We start from the raw sequence: 23,181 nt of genomic DNA on the forward strand, positions 1-23,181 counted from the left end.
ATTCTCACTTCCCTGTTTGGCCAATTCCCTGTTTGGCCAATGCCCCATTACCATTCATCGTTTCGTTTGTTGCTGTAAGTTTCCCAATCGTCTTGTTGGGGTGGCTGATACAAGGGTTCGGGTTCTATTTCGGGTTCCAATTCCGCTGACATTTCTAATTCTGGTTCCGATTCCTGCTGATAAATGTTCAGAGGTTCGACAACGCGGGCGATCGCATCTTTGACAAATGCTTTGACAAACTCGTCTTTCCGATTTAACTGAAACTGCCTTTGCACAACTTCGGTGATGCCACCGTCGCCCCAATCTTGGTCATGGCGGAAATATTCAATAAAACTTTTACCGGCAATTCTGGTTAAATAAGCGGCACTGACTGCTTGAATTGCTTTGCCAAGTACAAACCCGGCTACGCTTAACTGCAGCGCCCTTGATACTACTTGAATTACGCCTTCAACTATTCCCAAACTTGCTAGGGTTTTTGCTAGAGACAATGCCAATTCTTTCGCGCGATCGATATTTAATTCGCAGCCGTAAATCTTGGCAATTTCTACTACCATTTGAGCGTTAACTGCTGCTGTCGCTAACAAATCCACAACTGGCAAAGGGGTTACGGCAATTACTCCGGCTCCGATCCACTGAAATCGCTCTACTGCTTTATCAGCTTGCCGCCTCCTTTGAGCGTCAATTAACTTGCGCGCTTGATCTCCCAAGTGCTGAGATTGCAGCAAAATATTGTCCGCAATTAAGTCTTCGCCTTCAGCTCGCAAAATGGCAGCGACGCGCCGAATTAATGGCATAATATCCGGGTCTGGCTGAAAAATTGTGCCGTCTTCTAGTACAACTTTTTGCGGATTGGCGCTAATGGCTACTACATCCATTGCTGCTACAAAACCTTTGACTCGCTGCCGCAGTCGATCGAGAATTTCATCTCTGTCGGTGTCGGGATAAAGGTCAACTTTATTAAAAACCACGATCGACCTTTTGCCAATTTCCGCCAAAGTCCGCAGCGGTTCGTACTCGGATTTTCGCAAATCGCCGTCCAAAACAAATAAGATTAAATCTGCCCTCGCCGCCAACTGCCTCGCCAATTCTTCTCTGTAAGTCCCCGCAACTCCCGCTTCCAAGATACCTGGGGTATCAGTAATTGCTAATTCTCGATCGATTCCTTTCAATTTCAGAGTGTAAGTTTCGCCAACTTCCGTAGTTCCCATCGGCGCGCCCACTTGTCCCGCCATCCGCCCCACCAACGCATTCACAGCGGAAGTTTTGCCCGCAGAACCGGTGCCGAAAACAACTACTCGAACGCTGCCGCGAGCCATGCTAGCTTCAATTTCGCGGGCTCTCAACAGCAAAGCTTGCCGCGCTACTTCATCTTGAATGCGATCGACTTGTTGCCGAATTGCTTTGAGATTTTCCGAAGCTGCTTCACTTTTGACAACAGGAACCTTCGGAGTAATCGGCCGTTTTCCCTTAACTTTCTGAGGGCGTTGCAGCAGCCTAAAATAGTAAACCAGCGCAAAAATTAGGGTTCCCAAAAGTACAATTATCAGGAAAATCAGCAAATTAGCCAGCAGCGGAGAAGCAGACCACGCAACTTGACTGTAAAGCCCTGTTAAGGAACTCACCAGCCCAATAATCAGCCCCAGGGCGAGGCAGAAAGCAGCAATTAAGGTTAACAGGCGTGGCAAAGGCATGAGGAAAGTGGCAAATAAAAAGGTTATGCTTTGATTTTTACATTACGCCGATAGTCATCAGTCATTGCAAATCTAAAATCTAAAATCTAAAATCTAAAATGGCGAAGCGCCCGTTAGCGTTAGCGAAGCGATCCGAAGGAAAGCCCTCGAACAGGATCGTACTGCGCGAACCCGCAAATCCCGATTCAGTCGCACTGCAGGCGCGGTTTACGGAGTTTGATCGCCAGCGGGACGGACAAGTGCGATCGCCCTCTTGCTGCAATTGTAGCTTGCACGATAACTCAGCTACAGCTTATCACCCGCCGGAACAGCAGACTGGTTTATTTGCATCTACCTACTTATTTATTCGGTGATTTATTTGATCACGAGTCTAGCAATACTTTTTTATTAAGAAACAAATATGACATTAAGTACAGAGAAATCCGCTTTTGTAACACCAGTGCCTCCTGGAAGCTCGGAAACTAGAAACGAGAAACCGGGTTTCTTAGGCAAGGTAAGAGCATCCTAATTTACAAAAATTATCACATTAAATATCAATGCGGTACTCTCTAATCAGCCACGAGTTAAGTTAGACTGAATTGTCAGTGCGTGAATTATTCACAGGTTAGCATCTATGCAGCTCAAACATCTAAATCAGCCTTCACAAGAACTCTCTACCTCTTGCGAGCATAACATCAAAGAGACCCAGCCACCAAAGCCCAATTATTTCGCTCACATAGCCCGTTCCTTTGGCAACCTCAGTATTCACGAGAAAATCTGCCGTGGGTACGCACTGGCTCTTTGTGTTGCGATTGGGGGAACGAGTGTCGGGATGTTGGTGGGCACTCATTACTATCGAATAACTAATAATCAAGTACACATCGATCAAGAAAGTCAGCTTTTACATAAGTTGCAGGTGGCTTTAGTGCGGACGCAAAACAGCCAAGAGTGGTTGATTTACGGCATCGATAAGCCCCAAATATTTAACAGCAAATATCAACAGCTACAAAAAAATATTTACAGTTTAAAAGTGTTGTTATTTGAAGTAAAAAAAACTAAATACCTGAAACAAATAAAAGGGATAGGAAAATTTAGAAATACTTGCGATTCGCTACTCTCTAATTATATTTATCAACTCGAAATAGTTAATAAAAAAATTAGTTGTTTGCCAAATAACCCCGCTCAACAAAGCGTAAAACGTAAGTTGCTGTCGAATTTCGCTCGAAATAAAATAGCGTTGCAACTAGATATGGCTGTCAATGATATAGCAGCAATTATCGATCGCGCCCAACAGCAAGAAGATGCTGGGCGGGAGGATCTGCTGCGAGCCCAGGCGCTGCGGGTGCAAATAATTTTGGGTAGCATGGCACTGTCGATCGTCGTTGCAGCAGTGCTGGCGGGCTTCACCAGTCGGGCGATCGCCAAACCCCTAGCCGCTGTAACTAAAATCGCTCAGCGAGTGACTGAAGAATCTAATTTTCAGTTGCAAGTACCAGTTACCAGCACCGATGAAGTGGGAGTCTTAGCAGCTTCGCTGAATCAACTGATTCAGAAAGTAAATCAGTTGCTAGAAGAATTGAAATCTGAACAACAAACCCAGATACTTCAAAATGAGAAAATGGCAACTTTGGGGCGGATGTTAGCCGGTGTTGCTCACGAAGTTAACAACCCAATCAATTTTATCTATGCCAATATCGCTCCGGCCAGAAATTATGTTGAAGATATTTTAGATTTGCTCAAAACTTACGAAACAGAAATTTCCAACCCCCCGGCCGCAGTGGTCGCGAAAGGCGAAGAAATAGACATCGATTTTCTCAAAGAAGATTTGATCAAAATATTTGACTCGATGCAAGTAGGCGCTGAAAGAGCCAAAGCTATTATCTTAAGTTTGAAAGATTTTTCTCGCCTCGATGAGGCAGCCCCTCATCCCGTCGATTTGCACGCCTGCATAGACAGCAGTTTGCTGATTCTAAACAGCCGAATAAAACAAGGCATTGAAGTGGTGTGCAATTACGGGAACATCCCGAGTATTGAAGGCTATATGGGTTTGCTTTACCAGGTATTTGTGAATCTTCTGAACAATGCACTAGATGCTGTGGAAGAGAAAGCAAAAATTGATAAATTCAGCTCTGAGGAGGGGAAAAAACAATCGGCTTCGGAGTCAAGCAAACAGCAAGCACCGAGTTTTTCCCCAAGAATTGTGATTGCTACAGAATACTTGGACGAGGACTCAGTGGTAGTGCGAATTTCCGATAACGGTATGGGAATAGCGCCAGAGAGTCAAGAAAAAATGTTTGAAACATTCTTTACTACTAAACCGAGAGGTGTAGGTACGGGTTTGGGATTGGCAATCGGTCGCGAAATTATCGTCAAGAAACACGGCGGGACGATTAACTTTTGGTCTGAGGTTGGAAGGGGGACGGAATTTGCGATCGCCCTGCCGATTAAGCACGAGGATTCAATGCCAAATCCGCTGTTAAAACCTCCAATTGCTGGCGAATATAATTCCCTTGGCAACGGGAACGCGCCAACAAAGTCCGAAAAGAGAGGAACTGTAAAAACTTAAAAATATATTTTTTTTACACAGTAAAAAAATCCAACTGCAAGCAAGCTAAAAAATCTGAGATCATAATTCTTGCCAAATATCCCATTTCAAATAGTATGAGATTGCTTACTGACTGCCTGCCGCTACCCCACCCGCTGAGTGATAATACCAAAATAAAAACTATTTTCCATAATCTTGAAAAACAGGATTTGCTATAATTTAAAGTTGAGCAATCACTGTACGGAGCGAAAATTATGGGACTATTTGACCAAATTTTGAGCGCGATCGACAATCCCAACCAACAAGCAAGCCCCAATCAGTTGGGCAACATTATCGGTGCGGTAGAGCAGTTGAGCGGCAACCAGGGCGTCGATGCGGGTACGACTCAGTTGGCGATGTCGGTTTTGGGCGGATACGTGCGATCGGCATTGCAAGACGTGCGATCGCAGTCAGGAGACGCACAAGCTCAACAACTTGTCAACCAATTTAGCGGCACAAATCCCAATCCGCAAGCGGTACAGAGTTTGTTCGGAGCCGGCCAACTAACGCAGATAGTGGCCGATATCGCCCAAAGAACCGGTTTAAATAACGCCACAGTGCAGGCGATGATACCTGTTTTGGTGCCACTCTTACTGAATTTGCTACAAACCGGCGGTAACGCTCAAAATCCAGCCCAGGGGGGAAATCCCGTTTTGAATACGTTTTTAGATGGAGATGGAGACGGCGACGTAGATATTACTGACGCCATGTCGATGGCAGGCCGCTTTTTGAATCAACGCAGTTAATTTGGAATGTTTTAACCGCAGATATCAGCGGATGGACACAGATGAACGCAGATAAAATCCTATCTGCGTTCATCTGCGTTTATCTGCCTTCATCGGCGGTTACAAAAACTCCTACTTTAACCCAAACCCAAATCAGTCACAGCACCAACACTGCTAGAAGAAACCAACTTAGCATATTTAGCCAAAACGCCCTTAGTATAGCGAGGTTTAGGAGGCTGCCAAAGAGCCCGCCGCTGCTCCAATTCTGCATCAGAAACATTGAGCTGCAACAAGCGATTGTTAGCATCAATCGTAATTGAATCGCCCTCTTTTACCAAAGCAATTGTCCCGCCGACTTGCGCCTCCGGTGCAACGTGACCAACAACCATGCCGTAAGTTCCGCCAGAGAAGCGACCGTCAGTAATTAACCCTACAGAATCTCCCAAACCAGCGCCAATAATTGCCGAAGTTGGTGCTAACATTTCGCGCATTCCCGGCCCGCCTTTGGGCCCTTCGTAGCGGATGATAATCACATCTCCGGCTTGAATTTTCCCCGCTAAAATTGCATCCAAACAATTTTCTTCAGATTCAAATACCCGCGCCGGGCCGGTAATTTGGGGTTTTTTAACGCCCGTAATTTTAGCAACGGCTCCTTCTGTTGCCAGATTTCCCCTGAGAATTGCTAAATGTCCTTGGGCGTAAAGCGGGTTGTTCCAAGGGCGGATGACATCTTGGTCGGTGCGGGGTTCGGCTGGAATATCTGCTAACACTTCAGCAACAGTTTGGCCGGTAATTGTCAGGGCGTCTCCGTGCAGCAAACCCTTTTCTAGCAGCATTTTCATTACTTGAGGAATGCCGCCGGCTTTGTGCAAATCGGTTGCTACGTATTTGCCGCTGGGTTTGAGGTCGCACAGCACTGGTACTTTTGCTCGAATAGTTTCAAAATCGTCGAGGGACAACTCAACGCCGATCGCATTGGAAATGGCTAATAAATGCAGCACAGCATTGGTTGAACCGCCGACTGCCATGATTACCGCGATCGCATTTTCAAAGGCCTTGCGCGTCAAAATTTGGCTCGGTAACAACTGTTTGCGGACAGCTTCCACCACAACTTTTGCAGATTCGGCAGCGCTGTCAGCTTTTTCGGCATCCTCAGCAGCCATTGTCGAAGAATAAGGCAAACTCATGCCCATCGCTTCAAAAGCGCTCGACATCGTATTTGCTGTGAACATTCCGCCGCAAGAACCCGCACCCGGACAAGCATTCTGTTCCACTGCATTGAGTTCTGTTTGGTCAATTTTGCCTGCGCTGAATTGACCGACTGCTTCAAAAGCGCTGACAACGGTTAAATCGCGTCCGTTGTGGTGTCCTGGTTTGATCGTGCCACCGTAAACAAAAATAGCAGGAATGTTCATGCGGGCGATCGCAATCATCGCCCCCGGCATATTTTTATCGCAACCGCCGACAGCCAGCAACCCGTCCATACTTTGGCCGTTGCAAACAGTTTCTATCGAATCAGCAATTACATCTCTCGACACCAGAGAATATTTCATCCCTTCTGTTCCCATCGAGATCCCGTCGCTGATAGTAATCGTACCGAACATCTGTGGCATCGCCCCAGCTTCCTTTGCACCCGCAATAGCCCGCAAAGCGAGGTCGTTCAATCCCATATTGCAGGGCGTAATCGTGCTGTACCCGTTGGCAATCCCCACAATCGGCTTAGTGAAATCGCCGTCACCAAAACCGACTGCCCGCAGCATTGCTCGGTTGGGCGCGCGCTGCACGCCCCCAGTCACAGCTTGGCTTCTCAAATTTTCAGGCATTTTAAAATTTCCTTTGTCTGTTGACAGTTGACAGTTGACAGTTGACAGTTGACAGTTGTCAGTTGTCAACTGCCAGCTCGCCCAAAAACGAATACAAGTTTCCGATAATCGTCGTGGTGAGCCCATAATTTTAGACCAAAGTTCCGGCTCCCAGATGAATCTGTGGAGCAAATCTAAAATCTAAAATCTAAACTCGACTGACTCAGTGCCGAGCGCCGAGAGTTTTACCCTATTGTTGATTTTCTCAGAAGCTTTGATATTTGTCAGACCTTTTAGGAGGCAGTGGCACAGCAGTGTCCGGAAAGCAGTGCAAAGATTCTACAGATAGTACAGCGTGCAGAGTGAATACCGTAGTTATCTGGGATGATGTGGTAACACCCATCACTCTAACGTTTAAAAAAAATTGCGAGGCGAATGACATGGAGGCCGATCGAATTCTGAGGCAATATGCGGCCGGAGAAAGAAATTTTCGAGAGATTAACCTCGTCGGGGCCGACTTAAAAGGGGTAAACCTCAGCGAGGCTAACTTTACCCGAGCGAATTTCCAAGACGCAAACCTCAAAGGCGCTAACCTGACGGGAGCGAACTTGCGCGAGGTGAAATTGGCAGGGGTGGACTTGACGGAAGCCAACCTCAGCGAAGCAAATCTCATCGGTACCGATTTGAGCCGCGCCAATCTCAGCGGGGCTAACCTGATGGGAGCCAACCTGCGCGGATCAATGGCGAGAGAAGTCAACATGACCAAGGCTAATTTGACCGAAGCTAATTTGACCGAAGCCAACTTTACCGAAGCGAATTTGTTTGCGGCCAACTTAACCGACGCTAGCATGATTCGTATTAATTTGATGAAGGCAAATTTGAGTTGGTCAACTCTCAAAGCGGTAAACCTGACAAATGCCATCCTCAGCGAGTCGCTTTTAGAAAGAGCTAATCTGAATCAGGCAATTCTCAGCGGGGCGATGGTGAGCGGGGCAAACTTGGCTGGTGCAGACTTGCGCCAAGTAACGATGGTTGGAGCTAATCTCACCGACGCTAATCTGAGCAATGCTAATTTGAGAGTTGCTAATGTGAGTTGGTCTACGCTGGCAAGAGCTAATTTGAGCGGTGCTAATTTGTACCGGGCAAAGCTGTGCTGGTCTAATTTCAGCGGGGCTGTTTTGGTGGAAGCGGTTTTGATTGATGCTAATCTCAATCGAACTAACTTCCGCGATGCCGATTTGAGGCGGGCAATTATGCCGGACGGCACAACTAATGATTCTTAAAATTTGATTGTTGACTGTTAACTGTTGACTGTGGACTGTTGACTGTTGATTGTTGACTGTGGACTGTTAACTGTTGACTAATGACTAATGACTATCACTGAATTATTGATGTTGGGTGCGGCGGGAGTTTTTGCCGGAATTCTAGCTGGATTTTTGGGTATCGGTGGCGGTACGGTTCTCGTGCCTTTGTTGGTGGCTCTCAATTACGCCCCCGTGCAAGCGGTTGCTACTAGCGGTTTGTCGATCGTCATTACAGCTATTTCTGGCAGCATCCAGAATTGGCGCATGGGCTACCTCAGCTTGAGCCAAGTCGCAGGCATCGGATTTCCCGCCGTCATCACAGCACAAATCGGTGCTTATTTGGCGGGGATATTTCCGCCTTACTTGCTGTTACTTACTTTTGGGCTGTTGCTGTGGCTGAATATTTATTTGATTGAAGTTCGCAAGCACCTGACAGCTAAGAAGAAAGCGGAACTAGAACAACGGGAACTGGGAGGACAAGCGGGACAAGGAGAAAATGCTCAATTACCAATTACCAATCACGAATTACCCAATAATTCAAATATTTTATTCCATCCAACTTTTGCTAAAATTGCTACCGGCAGTGCGGCGGGTTTATTAGCCGGTTTGTTCGGCGTAGGCGGCGGCGTAATTATGGTTCCCCTGCAAATTTTGCTGTTAGGAGAAAGCATTAAAACCGCAATTCAAACCAGCTTGGGCGTCATAGTCATCACGGCAATTTCGGCGACGGCGGGACACGCGGCGCGCGGGAATGTTTTGTGGGTTGTGGGGTTAATTCTTGGCGGCGGCGGTTTGTTGGGCGCGCAGGTGAGCACGCGGTTTTTGCCGAGATTGCCCGATCGTATTGTTAGTTTAGCTTTTCGATCGCTCTTGGCAGTGTTATCGATTTATGTTTTCTGGCAAGCTTGGCAAAAATTTAGTAACGGGTAATGGGTAATTGGTAAGGTGCGCGACCCGGCGCACCCTACGAAAGAATGCGGGAAGATGCCCGCGCTGCACCCTACGAAAAACGAATAAGTAAGACTAATTTGCTGATAGTTTCTTCACGGCGCGAGTCAGACGCTGCAAATAAGGCTTGACAATTTCTTGATTTTGTCTCTGCAACTCGGACACTTGCTGCTGCAAATGCTGTATCTCGGTTTGCAGCATCCCTGCATCTATTGTGGGTCGATCGAGCAAATCCTGCAATTGCTTGAGAGAACCTTGGATTGTATCGAAGTCTACTTCATTCGATCGCTCCTGTAACTGAGCCGTAATAGTTTTAACTTCAGTTAACTGTTCGCCCATCAATAAAAATCGGACGTTGACATTTTCCCAATCATGCTCTCTGAGGGCGCTATTTTCCAAAATGCGGAGTTTTTGCTGCAAATCGGACAGTTGCGTGTGGAAATCCTGAGAATCTGCAGGCAGCGCCTGGGCTTGGCGTTCGAGGGAGGCTACGGCAGCTTGTACCTCGGCGATGGCCCCGGATTCCAAGCCCTGGAGTTTCTGCTGCAAGTCAGAGACGGCGGTGTAGAGTTCCGCAGGTTCTCCAGGTAGTATCTGAACTTGCTGCGATCGACGTTCTACTGCGGCCTGTACGTCCGCAATCGCAGAATTTGCCTTTTGTTGCATTTGTTGCTCGAAACGCTGGCGATTGGCGAGATTTATCGAGAGTGCTGCGGTTAAGGGGGCTGCAGCGTAGACAATTTGGCCCGACAATCCTGCAGCAATCGTGCCAATCGCTGAACCAGCAACAGAGGCGTATTCTACCAATTCTAGCCAGTCCGGCTGGTTCGGGGCACTTCTCAAAGCTGGGAATGATGCTTTTTCAATCTTCTGCATAGCCTTTTAGTCGTAGTCGGATAGATGGCGATACGGACATGATAAAAGCGATCGGCAAATAAATCAGGGCTATTTGTCAAAATTTCCTGATTGTGGTATTTTCATTGACCTCGTGCCGAATACGTTCTGCCTTCAAAACGGTCAATCTCAGGTAAAATTCAGGATTAAGTCGATCGCTCAACAGTTAACCAATAAGCGTTCACCGCCGTCTGTCAGGAGTATACAGAACATGGGTCTTAAGATTATTGAAAGCTACGATAGCAGTTTTGTCCTCGAACCCGATGCTAAAACTGCACTGTTCGGTTTATTAACCGGTGAAAGCTTTGTCAAACAAGTAGCGCTACAATTGCAATGCTCGCGCATTGAGTTTGCCGAATTACTTTTTCAGCCAGTCCCTTACAGCAGCGAGACGCCGAAGGGAATGCCTGCGGAATTTGAAAAGTATCATCAATCGAGCGATTTTGCGATCGTCAACGTCCCGCCTAATTTCATGTTCCAAGCCAAAATATTTAAACCCAGCCGCCTCTGTGCAATTTATCGCGTTTTCAAGAATTAGGTCAAGGCTGGTTAATCTGTGGTTTAATCTAAAATCTAAAATCTAAAATCTAAAATCGGATGACAGAAGACATTCAATCTCTCGCCAGCTTAGAATTCATTCCCTACATAGACTCCGAGGGAAAATTGCCCGATTTTGTGCAGGGAAAAATTGGCGTTTACGCGATTTTTGATAACGAGAAAGTCCTGCAATTTGTCGGCTATTCTCGCGACATTTACCTCAGCCTTAAACAGCATTTGGTACGCCAAACCCAGTATTGCTACTGGCTGAAAGTGCAAACTATTGACAAGCCCAGCCGCACTATTCTAGAAAGCATTAGAGAAAGTTGGATTGCCGAAAACGGTTCCCAACCCCAGGGTAACGGTGCCGATGCTGCCAAGTGGAACGATCCCATCGACACAAAAACGGTAATGACTGCCCAAGAAACGGCTAATTATGAAGGTATCTTCGCCGATGAAATTGCCAAAGATAAATTGTTGAAAAATGTCGCGCGGCGCGTGGAAAATGAAATTTTCGCGCTGCTGAAAGCTCGCGGCGTAACTGAAGAAATCCGGTTTAATCCCAAGCTCAAAACGAGCGGATTGTTGGATTTAAAGTAAATACGCTCTCTGGTCAATTCCCCACAATCAGCCCCTGTTTGTAAGGAGGACTGCTATCAAATCCGGTTGCATTGGAATTAATATTACCCACAGCTTTCGAGACGGCGCCGTGCCTTTCGTCGTGTCAACTTAAGCTTTTAGTCCGCCAGCCCTCCCGCTCACCCGGCAGTCCACCAGGGAATGAATTCCACGGGGCTTATAGCAAAAGTCCTCTAAAAGAGGACTGGATAATTTATTAGTCCTCTTTTAGAGGACTTTCGCTTTGAGGCAGGGGTTTCAACCCCTGACGGACTGAGGGACTATCGGTTTTACCTTAAACAGATGCTCGCGTACAATCTATCTGATATATCCTCTGGGTCGGTTAAATTTTAAAATGTTGAAATTTATTAAAATTTAACAGATATCGGAATCTGCACAATTAACTTGGTTCCTCGGCCCGGAGCAGAAATACAACTTATTTGACCTCGATGTTTTTCCACTACAATATCGTGACTGATTGCCAACCCTAATCCAATACCGCGGCCTACAGGCTTCGTAGTAAAAAATGGGTCAAATATCTGGTGGCGCACTTCCTCACTCATCCCACAACCGTTATCGGCAATGTGAATAACAACGGATTTATAGTTGTGAGTGGCTAATTTTGAATCTTGATTGTGCAGGGCCGATTCTGACTCACAACTTACTGAAGTGCTGATGGTAATTTTTCGGGGAGATGGTTGAGTTTCCAGGGCATCAATAGCATTACTTAGCAGGTTCATGAACACCTGATTTAACTCACTGGCGTAACAGGTGACTCTTGGCAGTTGGCTGTAGTGTTTAATGACCTCTATCTCACCAGCTTTGTTTGCTCCCTTCAACCGGTGCTGCAAAATAACTAAAGTATTGTCAATGCCTTCATGAATATCCACTGGCTTGTACTTTTGTTCGCCAAGGCGGGTGAATTTCCGCAAAGACATCACAATTTCGCTAATCCGAGAAGCACCTTCTGTCATCGAATTCAGAAGTTTTGGATAATCCTCTGCGATGAATTCGGGTTGAATCTCGTCCAATTCGCCGATAATTTCTGCCACCGGGTGCGGGTAGTAATGTCGGTACAATTCGAGGAGGCGAAGCAAATCTCGTGCATAGTCCGCCGCTAGAGCAATGTTACCGTAGATAAAGCTGACGGGATTGTTGATTTCGTGAGCAATTCCTGCCGCTAGCTGACCTAAAGAAGCCATTTTTTCCTTCTGTATTAACTGAGCTTGAGTTTTCTTGAGTTCAGTTACGGTTTGTTCGAGTTGCTGGGCGTAGGATTGTGTTTGCTGGAACAACTGGCGCTGCACGAGTTGATTTGAGACGCGGGCGAGAACTTCTTGTTCGTGAAACGGTTTTGTGATATAATCTATACCACCAACTTCAAAGGCTTTGACTTTATCTAACACTTCATTCAAAGCACTGATAAAAATAACCGGAATGTCCTTGGTTTTGGGAGAAGCTTTCAATGCTTGGCAGACTTTGTACCCGTCCATACCGGGCATCATGATGTCGAGCAAAATTAAGTCAGGAGGAGTTAACTCGATCGACCGCAGCGCTAGTTTGCCGTCGGGTGCGGTGCGTGTTTTGTACCCTTGCTGCGAGAGTATTTGAGCTAAAAGTTGCAAATTAGTCGGAATATCATCAACAATTAAAATATTCCCTTTTAAGACGGGAGTTGCTTCGTAATTCATATCTAGTTCGGTAAAATAACCTTTATAGGCTTGTAGTGAGTACGATCGTCCTAGCGGGTTTTATGAGGACGGTCGTACTCACTACGAACCGGGTATAATATCATTTCTCTTTCGTTTCGGGATGGATGAGAGCTAGTATTTGATTGAACTGAAACTGGTTAGCAAATCCGGCTAGAGCACTAGCTAAAGCGTCATTGCGATCGCGAATTTGCTCAATTTGGATCAGAATTAACTCTAAATCGCACTCAATTGTGGCTTTCTCTAAAGCTGCCAGCCAATCTGCGGGTAAGGCTGCAAGAGTCTCTGGAGTCGGAGCCTCGATTTGAGTTGACTCGGGAACACTCTCCGGTTCACCGTAAATGTAACGCACTCCCAGATGTTTGTGGAGGGTGGCAAAAATTTCTGTATCTCGAAAGGGTTTGTGGATAAAGTCATCGCAATCATCTGATACAGTAACGCTTTGCGCTTCTTCGGCGTTACCGGCACTCACGGCAATTATTGCCGTAGCTTGACCTTTAACGGTGGCTTTAATGCGTTTGGTTGCTTCATGTCCATCCATCACGGGCATCCACATATCCATAAAAATTAAGTGTGGCTCAAAACTCGACCACATTTCAATAGCTTCCATGCCGTTGCTGGCTTCTTCGAGTTCAAAGTTAAAGCCCGCGAGGAGTTTGATCAGCAGTTGGCGGTTGTCCGATTGATCGTCCACAATCAAAATACGATAGCGTGGCTGGTTGCGTTCCAGGGCTATCACCCGACGCAGTGGCTGTACGGGTTGAGTCGCCGGGGCATCAACGGCGCTGACGGGGATATCAAACGCGAAGGTGGTGCCGCGTCCTACTTCACTCCGTACAGTAATCACGCCGCCCATCAGCTTGACAAACTGTTGGCTGATAGCCAGCCCCAAGCCTGTTCCTTGCTGAGATTTGGTTCCTGTTTTGGTTTGCACAAAGGCTTGGAAAAGCTTATCTAACTCATCAGCAGCTATGCCGGAACCCGTGTCTTCTATTTCAAAATGTAATTGGTAATTACTGATGGGTAAGTGCTGATTTTCACTGTCGATAGATGCACTTACTCTTAACCTAATTACGCCGTGTTTGGTAAATTTAATGGCGTTAGAAAGCAGGTTAATTAAAACTTGGCGCAATTTCATTTGATCTGTTTGCACGTATTCGGGAGTTTCGCTAGAGCAGTAAAAGATTAACTGCAATTGTTGCTCCCTTGCCTGGAGTTGAAACATCTCTTCCAGATCGTTCAACAGGCTGCTTAATTGAAATTCGGTGGGGTTGAGTGTAATGCGTCCTGCCTCTATTTTGGCTAAATCTAATATTTGATTGATCAGAGCTAGCAAGTGTTCTCCGCTGCGGTTGATAATGCGGATATTTTCCTGTTGTTCGCGAGTGAGGTTGGTAGAGCGCTGCATCAATTGGGAGAATCCCAGAATTGCGTTGAGCGGGGTGCGGAGTTCGTGGCTCATATTTGCTAGGAAAGTGCTTTTGGCAAGGTTGGCAGCTTCTGCGGCCCAGGCGGCTTGTTGAAGCTGTACTGCTTGCTGTTGAGTGGCTTCCAGCAATTGAGCTTGTTGTAAGGCGACTCCCAGTTGAGTGCTAATTTGCAGCCCAATATTGATTTCTGCTTCGCGCCAAGTGCGGGGTGCAGAATTTTGATAGCTGGCGAGCAAACCCCAAAGTTGACTGCCGCAAAATATGGGGAAAATAACGTAGGCTCTAGCTTGGAATTGTTTTAACAGTTCTAGGTAACAAGGACTCAACCCAGCGCTGTATATGTCTTCAATTATGCGGTAAGGAACGCCTCTAGCGTACATACCGCCTTGATTTTTTTGTAGATAGGTATCCAGAACTGGTGTACCGCCGGCTTGCATAGTTTTCACGGTACAGCGAGAGTCTTCGACGAGAGTGTTTGGCACATTAAAATCGTCGGCTTGTGGGATCAGAGACTTCCAGCCGGCAGCCATTGATTCGGCAACAAATTCCCCGCTCCAATCAGGATTAAAGCGATAGATACCGACACGATCGCATTTTAGGGTTTGTCGCAGTTCAGAGGTTGTGGTTTTGAATATTGTGTCAATATCTAAGGATTGACGGATGCGCTCGATCGATCGGGCGATGGCTTGTTCTCCCTGGGCGCTTTCTCGCAAAGCTGACTCCGCTTGTTTGCGATCGCTAATATCCAAGACAGTGCCGAACAAACGGATCAACTGCCCTTTTTCATCATAAACAGGTTTCCCTCGGACTTCAATGTAACTGAGCGAGCCATCTCTTCGGATCAGCCGCAGATCAATTTCAAAGCTTTTCCCACACATAGCTTGATCGCGCACCATTGCCAGATAGCGCGATCGATCTTCTGGATGAAAACGCTCGATTAATTGTTCGCTGGGCAGCGGTTTTTGAGTCGGATCGAGCTCATAAATGCGATAGAGTTCTTCACTCCAAGTGGTTGTTGCTGTGGCAATATCGTATTCCCAACTGCCAATACGGGCAATTTTTTGGGCTTCCAGCAGTCGGGCTTCCGCCAACTGGCGATCGCTAATGTCGCGCGCTACCCAAACCGCAGAGCTATCCGACAGCGGCGAAATTTTCGCAGCCAACCAAACTTCTTGGTTATTAATCTGCAGACTGTAATCAAAACTAATAGTTTGTTGGGTTGCCAATGCCTGTCGAACTTGCGCGAAATAAATCGCCTCGCTGGCCTCCTGAAAAAATTGTTCGATGATGGTGTCGATCTGATTCGTATGATAGTTGTATTGAAAAATTCCCTTAGTGGGTATAATTTGGATGGTTTCTTCTTGGACATCAAAAATCAATACAATATCTGTAATTGACTCAAATATTTTCACAAATTGCTCAGTAGAAGTGTAAAGTTTTTGTTCGAGCAATTGGCGATCGGTAATTTCATATTGTAATAGTGCGTTAGCACGAGCTAATGCCCCGCTACGTTCGGCAACTTCGGCTGCTAAAGTGTGATTGTAGTCAGTTAATATTTTTTCAGATTGTTTGCGCTGTGCGATATTATAAAAAGCATGGATGGCATAAATAATATTTCCGCCTTCGTCAAAAATTGGTGTGGCGCGCACCTCAAAAGGAATAAATTTCCCATTTCGATGAAGTTCTACATCTTCCACGAATACTGTTTCGCCACGCAGTGCTCGGAATGCGGGCAGTTCTTCAGTGGGATAAAGCTGGTTTTGGCGGTAGATTTGATAAACTTCTACTGCTTCTTCTAAAGTCGCATCGGGGATAGTTTCTACGCCGAGCCAATGCTTGGCAGTTTTGTTCAAGTACACGACTTTACCGGAGGCATCGTGGATAGATACTCCCGCAGGTATGGCTTCGAGAAATTGCTTGAGTTGGCTCTCTCTTTGCGCTAAAGCTTCGTTTAAAGATTTTTGGTCTGCAAAAGCCTGTTGCAGTTGCGCTGCCATAAAATTGAAAGAATTGGCGAGATATCCGACTTCATCCCAGCGTCTAATTTCTAAAGGTTGATCCCATTTTCCTGTGGCAACATTTTGGGCTGCCGTATTCAAGCGCCTAATTGGCTTTGTCACCCAACGGGAAGTCAAAAATCCGATCGCGATCGCCAGCGGCAGTGTACCGGCCAATAACCACAATGTGTTGCGCGTATTTGCTTGAATCGGAGCCATGAAATCAGACTCTGGCACCACCACCACAATCAACCAATCCAAACCACGGAAATCTCGATAGGGAGTGACGCGGACAAACTGCCTCTCGCCCTTGCTCACCAGGGTCAATTTCTGGGTTGTTTGCAGGGTGCGGAAGTTGCCAAATCGGTTGGTGAGTTGTCGAGCAATATCTCGCGTGCGGGCATCCTTGCTGTTGGTGGCTAGCAATGGCGTCGGTTGCTTTTTTGCGGGCGTCACCAAGGGTGTTTCTAGTGTGGATGTGGCAATCAGATTGCCCGATCGATCCATAATAAAAGTTTGTCCTGACGCCGAGAATTGCAGCCTAGGCAGAAAGGTATTGATTGCCGACAGCCCATTATTATCCGTGAGGCGATCGCTAATCCGTTCTCCTACTTGTTCGATTAACTGATGCGCCACATCCTCGACTGATTCCTGACCACTTTTGAAAGAAAGATAGCCCACTAGCCCAACTACACTTACCGTTTGCAAAACAAACGGAACAATCAGAACCGTTCGCAGTGGCAGCTTGCTGAAAAATTTGGCGGTTAGGCGGTTGAAGTGATAAATGGGCATGGGTGTGAACCAATTGCGCTGATAATCCTATTTTAACTGCTGTAGCGTGCCTTTCCCGGCAATTGGCGCGCCCTAAAAACTGTGAAATTTTCCGCCCGGTTCAATATAGCCCACTACGGTTCATTTAAAACTATTTATTCCTCGGATATCACCCTCGCATCCCCCTTAAGAAGGGGGACTTTGAGTAAGTTATTGTCCCCCCCTTAAAAAGGGGGCTTAGGGGGAATCGAGCTTAAATGAACCGTATTGCAATATAGGCAACTACTATGGAAGATTGGACGCGCCTGTCAAAATTTGCTTCTGTTAGTTCTGTTTCTAACTGTTGAGCATTTGATTCATTTTTACTTACAAAAACTGTGATAACTTTTCTAATTTATTTGTTTATTTCGGCAATCATGTCGTTAATTAAAATCCAGCGGGGGCGGGTTTATGAGATTGTAGATTAGGGGCAATTATTATTGGTGAACCCGCCCTTACAAGATTTAACATCATACAAATCCGAATCAAAGGGAAATGATCTTATTTGTGCGTTAATCGAACCCGATCGCCCTAATGCCCTTTTGCTAACTTGGCTAAAACGGTGGCGAAGAGAGCGGGTTCGATCGGCTTTGTTAAATGTTCGTTGTAACCAATGGCGATCGCCCGATCGCGGTCTTCTTCGCTAGCATAAGCTGTCAGCGCCACGGCCGGCAAGCCCTTGATTTTGTCGGATTCGGACGATCGCACTTTGCTGATCAGCCAGTAGCCGTCCTCAACGGGCATACCGATATCGCTGACTAAAATATCCGGCGGCGACTCCTGTAAAATGTCGATCGCCTCTGCAGCCGAAGCAACCGCCGTCGCAGTCGCCCCGCACTGTTGGAGCGCAAGCATCAAAAACTCGCGGTTTTCGGGTTCGTCGTCAACTACCAACACCTTTAAACCAGCCAAAATACCCGGAGGCCTTGGATTGGATTTCCTTTCTCCTCTCAACTGCGGCTGCGTACTCCGAGGCTGTTTGAGAGGGAGTGTCACGGTAAATGTCGCACCCTGGTCTTTACCGGGACTTTCCGCAGTCACAGTGCCCCCGTGGAGTTGTACCAAGTGATCGACGATCGCCAATCCCAGTCCCAAACCGCCCTCAGCCTTAGTTTTCGAGGCGTCTGCTTGTCGGAAGCGATCGAACACGTAGGGCAGAAAATCAGCAGGAATGCCCTTTCCGGTATCGCTGACAGTAATTTGCACGTAATTGGGTGATGAGGAATCGCTAACAGCTACCGCAGATAAGCGCAGTTCCACATTTCCCCCCGAAGGCGTAAACTTCACGGCGTTAGTCAGCAAATTCCACACTACCTGCTGCAACCTCTGGGCGTCGCCCCACATCAAGCTGACTGCGGGGTCAAGTTCTAACGAAACGGTGACAGACTTGGCCTCGGCTGCCAAACGAACTAAATTATGAGCCGCCTCGATCGTCTTTACCATGTAGAACCAGCCGGGTTTCAGGGCCAGCTTGCCTTGAGTAATCCGGGAAACGTCGAGCAAATCTTCCACTAGCTGGCTCTGCACCTTCGACTGACGCTCAATGGCTTCCAAACCCGAAGCTAATTTAGCTTCGTTGTAGGGGTGGGCGCGCAGGATCTGTGCCCACCCCTGAATCACATTTAAAGGCGTTCGCAATTCGTGGGAAAGAGAGTCTAGAAACTCGTCTTTCCGGCGGCTGATAGCTTCTGCTTCCACCCGCGCGGCCTGTTCGCGTTCGAGCAACTGAGCGCGTTGGGCCTCGACTTGCTTGCGATCGCTGATGTCGGCGATGATCGACATACAGTTGATGTTGCCGTTGCTGTCGCGGACTGGAGTTGCCCACAAACTGATGTCGATCGAGCTGCCGTCTTTCCTTTGGCGGTGGGTTTCCATGCCTGCGATCGCGTTTCCTTCGCGAATTCTTTTCAAATTAGCCGTGAATTCCTCCCGCTTGTCTGCGGGAACGCAAGGCACAAATTGACCTACCGTTTCTGATTCATGCCAGCCAAAAATCCTCTCGGCTGCTGGGTTCCACATTTTCACAGTGCCGTCGTCGCAGTCCAAAACGGTAATTGCTAGGGGACAAGCCTGAATCAAGGCTTCTAAAGTTTGATTGATGTGCGATCGCGCGGCTTCTGCTTGTTTGCGATCGGTGATATCGACATTCACCCCGATCATCCGCAAAGGCAAACCCCGATCGTCCTGAAACACCTTCGCCCTGCAAGCAATCCAGCCCACGCTTTTGTCCGGGCGGCAGATGCGGAACTCAATGTTTAATTCCTCCCCGGACACCGCCGCAGCTTTTACCTGCTGTTGAGTCAAAGCGCGATCGTCTGGATGCACCATTTGGGCCCAATTTTGATAGCTGTCGATACCGCCTGCAGGCAGCCCGTACAAAGCCTCTAACTCCGGTGTACAGGCGATCTCGCCGGTTTGGACGTTCCATTCAAAAGTTCCGATTTTGCCTGCTTGCTGAGCGATTTGCAGCCGTTCTTGATTGTTTTTGAGTTCTGCTTCCACGCGGGAGATCTCGGTCAAGTCGATGAAGAATGCGACGATCGTCTCTGGTTCGCGATCGTCGGCACACAGAGTGGTTCCGCCCATCAGAATCGGCACGCGGCTGCCATCTTTGCGGATGTACTCTTTCTTGAAAGGAGTTGCGACTCCCTTAGCCCGCAGTTCTTGGGCCGCTAAGGCGTCAAGGTGCAGGTATTCGGGGGGGGTCATTCTGTCCCACCGTATTTGACCGGAGAGCAAGTCTGAGCGGGTGTAGCCGACCATGTTGAGCAGGGATTGGTTGGCGTAGGCGATGCGGCCGCTAAAATCGCCGATCGCGACTCCGAAAATATTTGACTCGAACAGCCGCCGGAATATGGCTTCGCTTTGCTGCATTACCCGTTTTGCTTGGTTGCGATCGGTGATTTCGGCAACCACGGTGCTGACTCCCAGCAGTGTTCCTGATTCATCGATCACGGGGTAAAAGCTGATTTGCCAATCCCGCACAACTCCTGGCTGTTGCTTGGTTGCGGACTTAACTTCCAAGTCAAGCACGGGGGTTTGCGTCGCCAGCACTTGGCGGTAAATCCGCTCTACCATATCGGCCATTTCGGGAATTACTTCTCTAACGGTGCGCCCGATGTGATCTGAGATCGATCGGTCATTTATCGCAGCGAGGCATTCGTTGATGCGGATGTAGCGCAAATTGGTATCGAGAAAGCACAGCCCGACTGGTGTGGTGTTGTAAACTAAGTCGAGTTCTGCTAGTTGGCGACGAATGCGTATTTCGTTTTCTCGGAGCTGATTTTGGACTTGTTTGCGATCGGTGATATCTAGTACGAAGAATGCTCCTTTGTCTGTACATCCTTGGAAGTTTCCGCCGCCGACTAAAACTGGGAAGCGCGTGCCGTCTTTGCGGAGATATTCTTTTTCAAAAGGTGTGCAACTTCCTTCTGCTTCGACTTGCGCGATGGCGACGCGATCGAGTTCTAGATATTCCGGCGCAGTGAGTTCGAGCCAGCGGATCTGTCCCGAAGCTAAGTCTTCTCTTGTATATCCGATCATTTCCAGCAAGGCGTCGTTAGCGTCCGTAACTTCGCCGCTGGCATCCCAGAAACCGATGCCGATCATGTTAGATTCTACCACGCTGCGGAATCGCATTTCGCTTTCCCGCAAAGCTAATTCAGTTTGTTTTTCTGCGGTAATATCTGTGATAATTAGGCCGACTCCGATTATTTCTGCCCTTTCATTTTTTACTGGGTAGTAGTTGGCGAGCCAGTAGCCGAAATATCCGGGTTTTCCATCAGGTTCGCCGCTCATTTCTAAGTTTAAAACAGGCTGGCCGGTTTCTAAAACTTGCTGAATTATCGGCGCAAATTTGGCTGCATGTTCTGGCAACAATTGCCGGAAGTCTTGGCCGAGATGCTGTTCTATCGGCAAACCGTTGAGTTCTGCTAATACTTGATTGATACGGATGAAGCGCATTTCGCGATCCAGAAAGCAAATCGCTAGGGGAGATGCTTCTAACAGCGCGTCAATTAAGGCGAAGGATTGCGATGTTTGAGATAGTGCTTCCTGCGCTTCTGTGTAAAGTCTGGCGTTGTCTAGGGCGATCGCCACGCGGTATGCTAAATCTTCTAGCATTGCCATGTCTTCTGCAGTGTAGCGGCGGCCCAACTTCGAGGTAAAGCAAGTGATGGAACCCATTACCCGCCCGCGGGCTTTCAGCGGTACGCAAGCGTGAGATCCGATATTGAGCGATCGCAATATTTCCATTTCTGCGGCATTTTCCGCTCCTGCTGCTAAAATCTCCTCATCCACTTCGGTAATTAGTTCGGATTTTCCGCTGCGGATTACCAGGGGATAGCCGTTAACAGCATTGTCAGCGCTCAAACTTCGGATTCTCAAGTTATTCAGACTATCAACTATAGAGGCTTCGGCGTGAGCTGCAGCGACTCGACGCACTTTTGAGTCGCTTTCGGTCAAATGAATGCAGCACCCGTCGGCGATCGAATTTATTGCTAATTCTGCTACCTTTTGCAGCACCGTTTCCCCGTCAAACGCATCAGCCAGCATTTTGCTGACTTCTGCTAAAAAGGCCGAGCGCTGCTGTTCTATTTCCGCTTTTTCCCTCGCTGTTTGCTCGATTGTTAACTGCAATCTTTGAGTTTCTGCAAGTTTTATTTCTGTGATATCGCGGGCGACAATTAAAGCCGATTCTGCTACGCCATTTTGGTCAAATTCTGGAACTACCCGCGATTGATAACTTCGGATGCCGTTGGTTGAGGAAGCCTGAAATTCGATGATTTCTTCTCGACCTGTTTCTAACACTTTGTGCAGGGTTTCCTCCCACATCTGGCACTGTTCCGGCGACATTCCTATTGCTTGACTGGTTTTGCCCAAGAAGAATGAAAGCGGTTTTCCTTGGGTTCTTTCAACTGCTTGATTGACATAAATATAACGCAGTTCTTTGTCAGCGCGGATAATGATATCTGGCGTATTTTCTAGCAGCCTTCTCAGTTGCTGTTCGCTGCTTGCCAAAGCTGTTTGCGCCTGTTGTCTTTCCGTGACATCTCTCACCGTGCCCACGTGTCCGATGAGTTCGCCGGAGTCCGAAAACATCGGCGAGGAACAAACGTTAATCCAGCGCACAATCCCCTGTGGTGTTTGCAGGCGATACTCGATCGCATATTCCCCACCTTGCCGAGTATAATCCAGCCATCGGCTCAATACGCGATCGCTGTCTTCCGGGTGAATGCACTTCTCCCAACCGTCTCCTAAAATTTCTGTCAAACTTAAGCCGCAAATAGCCTGACAGCGAGGGTTGGCATAGGTGTAGCGCCCCTCAAAATCTGCCATAAAAATGCCGACAGGCGAACAGGAACTTAAACAGCGAAATCGTTCTTCTTGAGCTTGCAGGGCTTCTTTAGCTACTGTCAGTTCTGCTGTGCGTTGTTTGACGTGGCTTTCTAGGTTAGTGTAGGATAAAGCCAGGGCTATTTCTGCTTCTTTGCGATCGGTAATATCAATACCAGTTCCTATCACATATTCCACCAAGCCATCGCCATCTAGGGTCACAGTATTAGACCAAGAAATTAAGCGCTTCTGCCCATTTTTAGTGCGCCAATAGTTTTGATATTGGCTGTTAAAATTTTCGAGCTTGAGCTTGGTAAAAACAGTTTTAACTGGCTCTGTTTCTTCTGGAATTAAAAACAAATCCCAAAGATATTTATTGATTACTTCTGCTGTCGAGTAGCCTGTAGTTTTTTCGCAAGCTTGGTTAAACCGGACAATCCGTCCTTGGCTGTCTAGAACTACAATCAAGCAAGCCGTCGTGTCAATTACTTTGGAAATAATATTACGTTCTATTTCTAGTTCTTGTTTTGCGGACTTTAAGCCCGCATACCAAGCGATGACCATTGCAGCCGCCAAAAGTAAGATTGCAGGAGCTGCCTGGAAGGAAAACAGTAACAGAGTTGTCAGCAGTAAAGCCGTGCCGGCGCTAAATGTAGCAATACTGTAAGATTTAATGGGTAAGGGCAAGACCTCAAACGGACTCATTTTTTTTGACCTGTAGCGATGGCGCGATCGCACTATTGCTTATGTCTATGAAACAACCTTGTTAAAACTTAGTTAAAACTAAGTATTTATTTTTTCTATACAAAACCACATTTG

Annotated in this window: 13 protein-coding genes; 7 read left to right on the forward strand and 6 right to left on the reverse strand. The window is 47.3% G+C overall.

Translation table 11 applies throughout. The features are described 5' to 3' along the window. Window positions 1-47: 47 nt before the first annotated feature. Window positions 48-1,691, reverse strand: coding sequence for a GTP-binding protein (locus QUA25_RS04080; protein WP_333035786.1), 1,644 nt, complete (start codon window positions 1,689-1,691; stop codon window positions 48-50). A gap of 98 nt (window positions 1,692-1,789) precedes the next feature. Here QUA25_RS04080 and QUA25_RS04085 point away from each other — a divergent pair, with 98 nt between their 5' ends. The 3 genes from QUA25_RS04085 to QUA25_RS04095 all read left to right on the forward strand — a co-directional run bounded on the left by QUA25_RS04085 (window position 1,790) and on the right by QUA25_RS04095 (window position 5,000). Continuing rightward, window positions 1,790-2,044 (forward strand): hypothetical protein, encoded by a 255-nt coding sequence (locus QUA25_RS04085; protein ID WP_333035787.1) that lies wholly within the window; start codon window positions 1,790-1,792, stop codon window positions 2,042-2,044. A gap of 260 nt (window positions 2,045-2,304) precedes the next feature. Continuing rightward, on the forward strand, window positions 2,305-4,236 hold the full coding sequence (locus QUA25_RS04090) for an ATP-binding protein (protein ID WP_333035789.1): 1,932 nt from the start codon (window positions 2,305-2,307) through the stop codon (window positions 4,234-4,236). Between the two features lie 233 nt (window positions 4,237-4,469). Next, complete coding sequence (locus QUA25_RS04095; protein WP_333035792.1) at window positions 4,470-5,000, forward strand: hypothetical protein; 531 nt, start codon at window positions 4,470-4,472, stop codon at window positions 4,998-5,000. 116 nt (window positions 5,001-5,116) lie between these two features. On the opposite strand, the gene ilvD is transcribed toward QUA25_RS04095, so the two are convergent. Beyond that, window positions 5,117-6,802, reverse strand: a complete 1,686-nt coding sequence (gene ilvD, locus QUA25_RS04100; protein WP_333035795.1) for a dihydroxy-acid dehydratase — start codon at window positions 6,800-6,802, stop codon at window positions 5,117-5,119. Window positions 6,803-7,221: 419 nt separating this feature from the next. Here ilvD and QUA25_RS04105 point away from each other — a divergent pair, with 419 nt between their 5' ends. Continuing rightward, window positions 7,222-8,064, forward strand: coding sequence for a pentapeptide repeat-containing protein (locus tag QUA25_RS04105; protein ID WP_333035969.1), 843 nt, complete (start codon window positions 7,222-7,224; stop codon window positions 8,062-8,064). A gap of 87 nt (window positions 8,065-8,151) precedes the next feature. After that, window positions 8,152-9,015, forward strand: a complete 864-nt coding sequence (locus tag QUA25_RS04110; protein ID WP_333035797.1) for a sulfite exporter TauE/SafE family protein — start codon at window positions 8,152-8,154, stop codon at window positions 9,013-9,015. A gap of 93 nt (window positions 9,016-9,108) precedes the next feature. Here QUA25_RS04110 and QUA25_RS04115 read toward each other — a convergent pair whose 3' ends face one another. Further along, the gene (locus tag QUA25_RS04115) at window positions 9,109-9,909 is read right to left on the reverse strand and encodes a hypothetical protein (protein WP_333035799.1); all 801 of its coding nucleotides are present in this window, start codon (window positions 9,907-9,909) and stop codon (window positions 9,109-9,111) included. Window positions 9,910-10,138: 229 nt separating this feature from the next. Here QUA25_RS04115 and QUA25_RS04120 point away from each other — a divergent pair, with 229 nt between their 5' ends. Beyond that, a complete protein-coding gene (locus tag QUA25_RS04120; protein WP_333035800.1) occupies window positions 10,139-10,465 on the forward strand; it encodes a hypothetical protein in 327 nt (108 codons plus the stop codon). Between the two features lie 59 nt (window positions 10,466-10,524). Continuing rightward, the gene (locus QUA25_RS04125; protein ID WP_333035802.1) at window positions 10,525-11,064 is read left to right on the forward strand and encodes a GIY-YIG nuclease family protein; all 540 of its coding nucleotides are present in this window, start codon (window positions 10,525-10,527) and stop codon (window positions 11,062-11,064) included. A gap of 386 nt (window positions 11,065-11,450) precedes the next feature. Here the strand turns inward: QUA25_RS04125 and QUA25_RS04130 are convergent, their stop codons facing one another. The 3 genes from QUA25_RS04130 to QUA25_RS04140 form a co-directional block, all read right to left on the reverse strand. Further along, window positions 11,451-12,773, reverse strand: a complete 1,323-nt coding sequence (locus tag QUA25_RS04130) for a response regulator (protein WP_333035804.1) — start codon at window positions 12,771-12,773, stop codon at window positions 11,451-11,453. Window positions 12,774-12,873: 100 nt separating this feature from the next. Then, the gene (locus QUA25_RS04135) at window positions 12,874-17,010 is read right to left on the reverse strand and encodes an ATP-binding protein (RefSeq protein ID WP_333035806.1); all 4,137 of its coding nucleotides are present in this window, start codon (window positions 17,008-17,010) and stop codon (window positions 12,874-12,876) included. Window positions 17,011-17,559: 549 nt separating this feature from the next. Next, window positions 17,560-23,067, reverse strand: a complete 5,508-nt coding sequence (locus QUA25_RS04140) for a PAS domain S-box protein (RefSeq protein WP_333035808.1) — start codon at window positions 23,065-23,067, stop codon at window positions 17,560-17,562. Between the last annotated feature and the right edge of the window lie 114 nt (window positions 23,068-23,181).

This window comes from Microcoleus sp. Pol17C6 (assembly GCF_036701145.1).
GTDB lineage: Bacteria > Cyanobacteriota > Cyanobacteriia > Cyanobacteriales > Microcoleaceae > Microcoleus.

What these genes read in the sequence shown, in the direction of transcription:
- QUA25_RS04080 (WP_333035786.1), bottom strand. Translation starts at nt 1,691, where the DNA reads ATGCCTTTGCCACGCCTGTTAACCTTAATTGCTGCTTTCTGCCTCGCC.
- QUA25_RS04085 (WP_333035787.1), top strand. Translation starts at nt 1,790, where the DNA reads ATGGCGAAGCGCCCGTTAGCGTTAGCGAAGCGATCCGAAGGAAAGCCC.
- QUA25_RS04090 (WP_333035789.1), top strand. Translation starts at nt 2,305, where the DNA reads ATGCAGCTCAAACATCTAAATCAGCCTTCACAAGAACTCTCTACCTCT.
- QUA25_RS04095 (WP_333035792.1), top strand. Translation starts at nt 4,470, where the DNA reads ATGGGACTATTTGACCAAATTTTGAGCGCGATCGACAATCCCAACCAA.
- ilvD (WP_333035795.1), bottom strand. Translation starts at nt 6,802, where the DNA reads ATGCCTGAAAATTTGAGAAGCCAAGCTGTGACTGGGGGCGTGCAGCGC.
- QUA25_RS04105 (WP_333035969.1), top strand. Translation starts at nt 7,222, where the DNA reads ATGGAGGCCGATCGAATTCTGAGGCAATATGCGGCCGGAGAAAGAAAT.
- QUA25_RS04110 (WP_333035797.1), top strand. Translation starts at nt 8,152, where the DNA reads ATGACTATCACTGAATTATTGATGTTGGGTGCGGCGGGAGTTTTTGCC.
- QUA25_RS04115 (WP_333035799.1), bottom strand. Translation starts at nt 9,909, where the DNA reads ATGCAGAAGATTGAAAAAGCATCATTCCCAGCTTTGAGAAGTGCCCCG.
- QUA25_RS04120 (WP_333035800.1), top strand. Translation starts at nt 10,139, where the DNA reads ATGGGTCTTAAGATTATTGAAAGCTACGATAGCAGTTTTGTCCTCGAA.
- QUA25_RS04125 (WP_333035802.1), top strand. Translation starts at nt 10,525, where the DNA reads ATGACAGAAGACATTCAATCTCTCGCCAGCTTAGAATTCATTCCCTAC.
- QUA25_RS04130 (WP_333035804.1), bottom strand. Translation starts at nt 12,773, where the DNA reads ATGAATTACGAAGCAACTCCCGTCTTAAAAGGGAATATTTTAATTGTT.
- QUA25_RS04135 (WP_333035806.1), bottom strand. Translation starts at nt 17,010, where the DNA reads ATGCCCATTTATCACTTCAACCGCCTAACCGCCAAATTTTTCAGCAAG.
- QUA25_RS04140 (WP_333035808.1), bottom strand. Translation starts at nt 23,067, where the DNA reads ATGAGTCCGTTTGAGGTCTTGCCCTTACCCATTAAATCTTACAGTATT.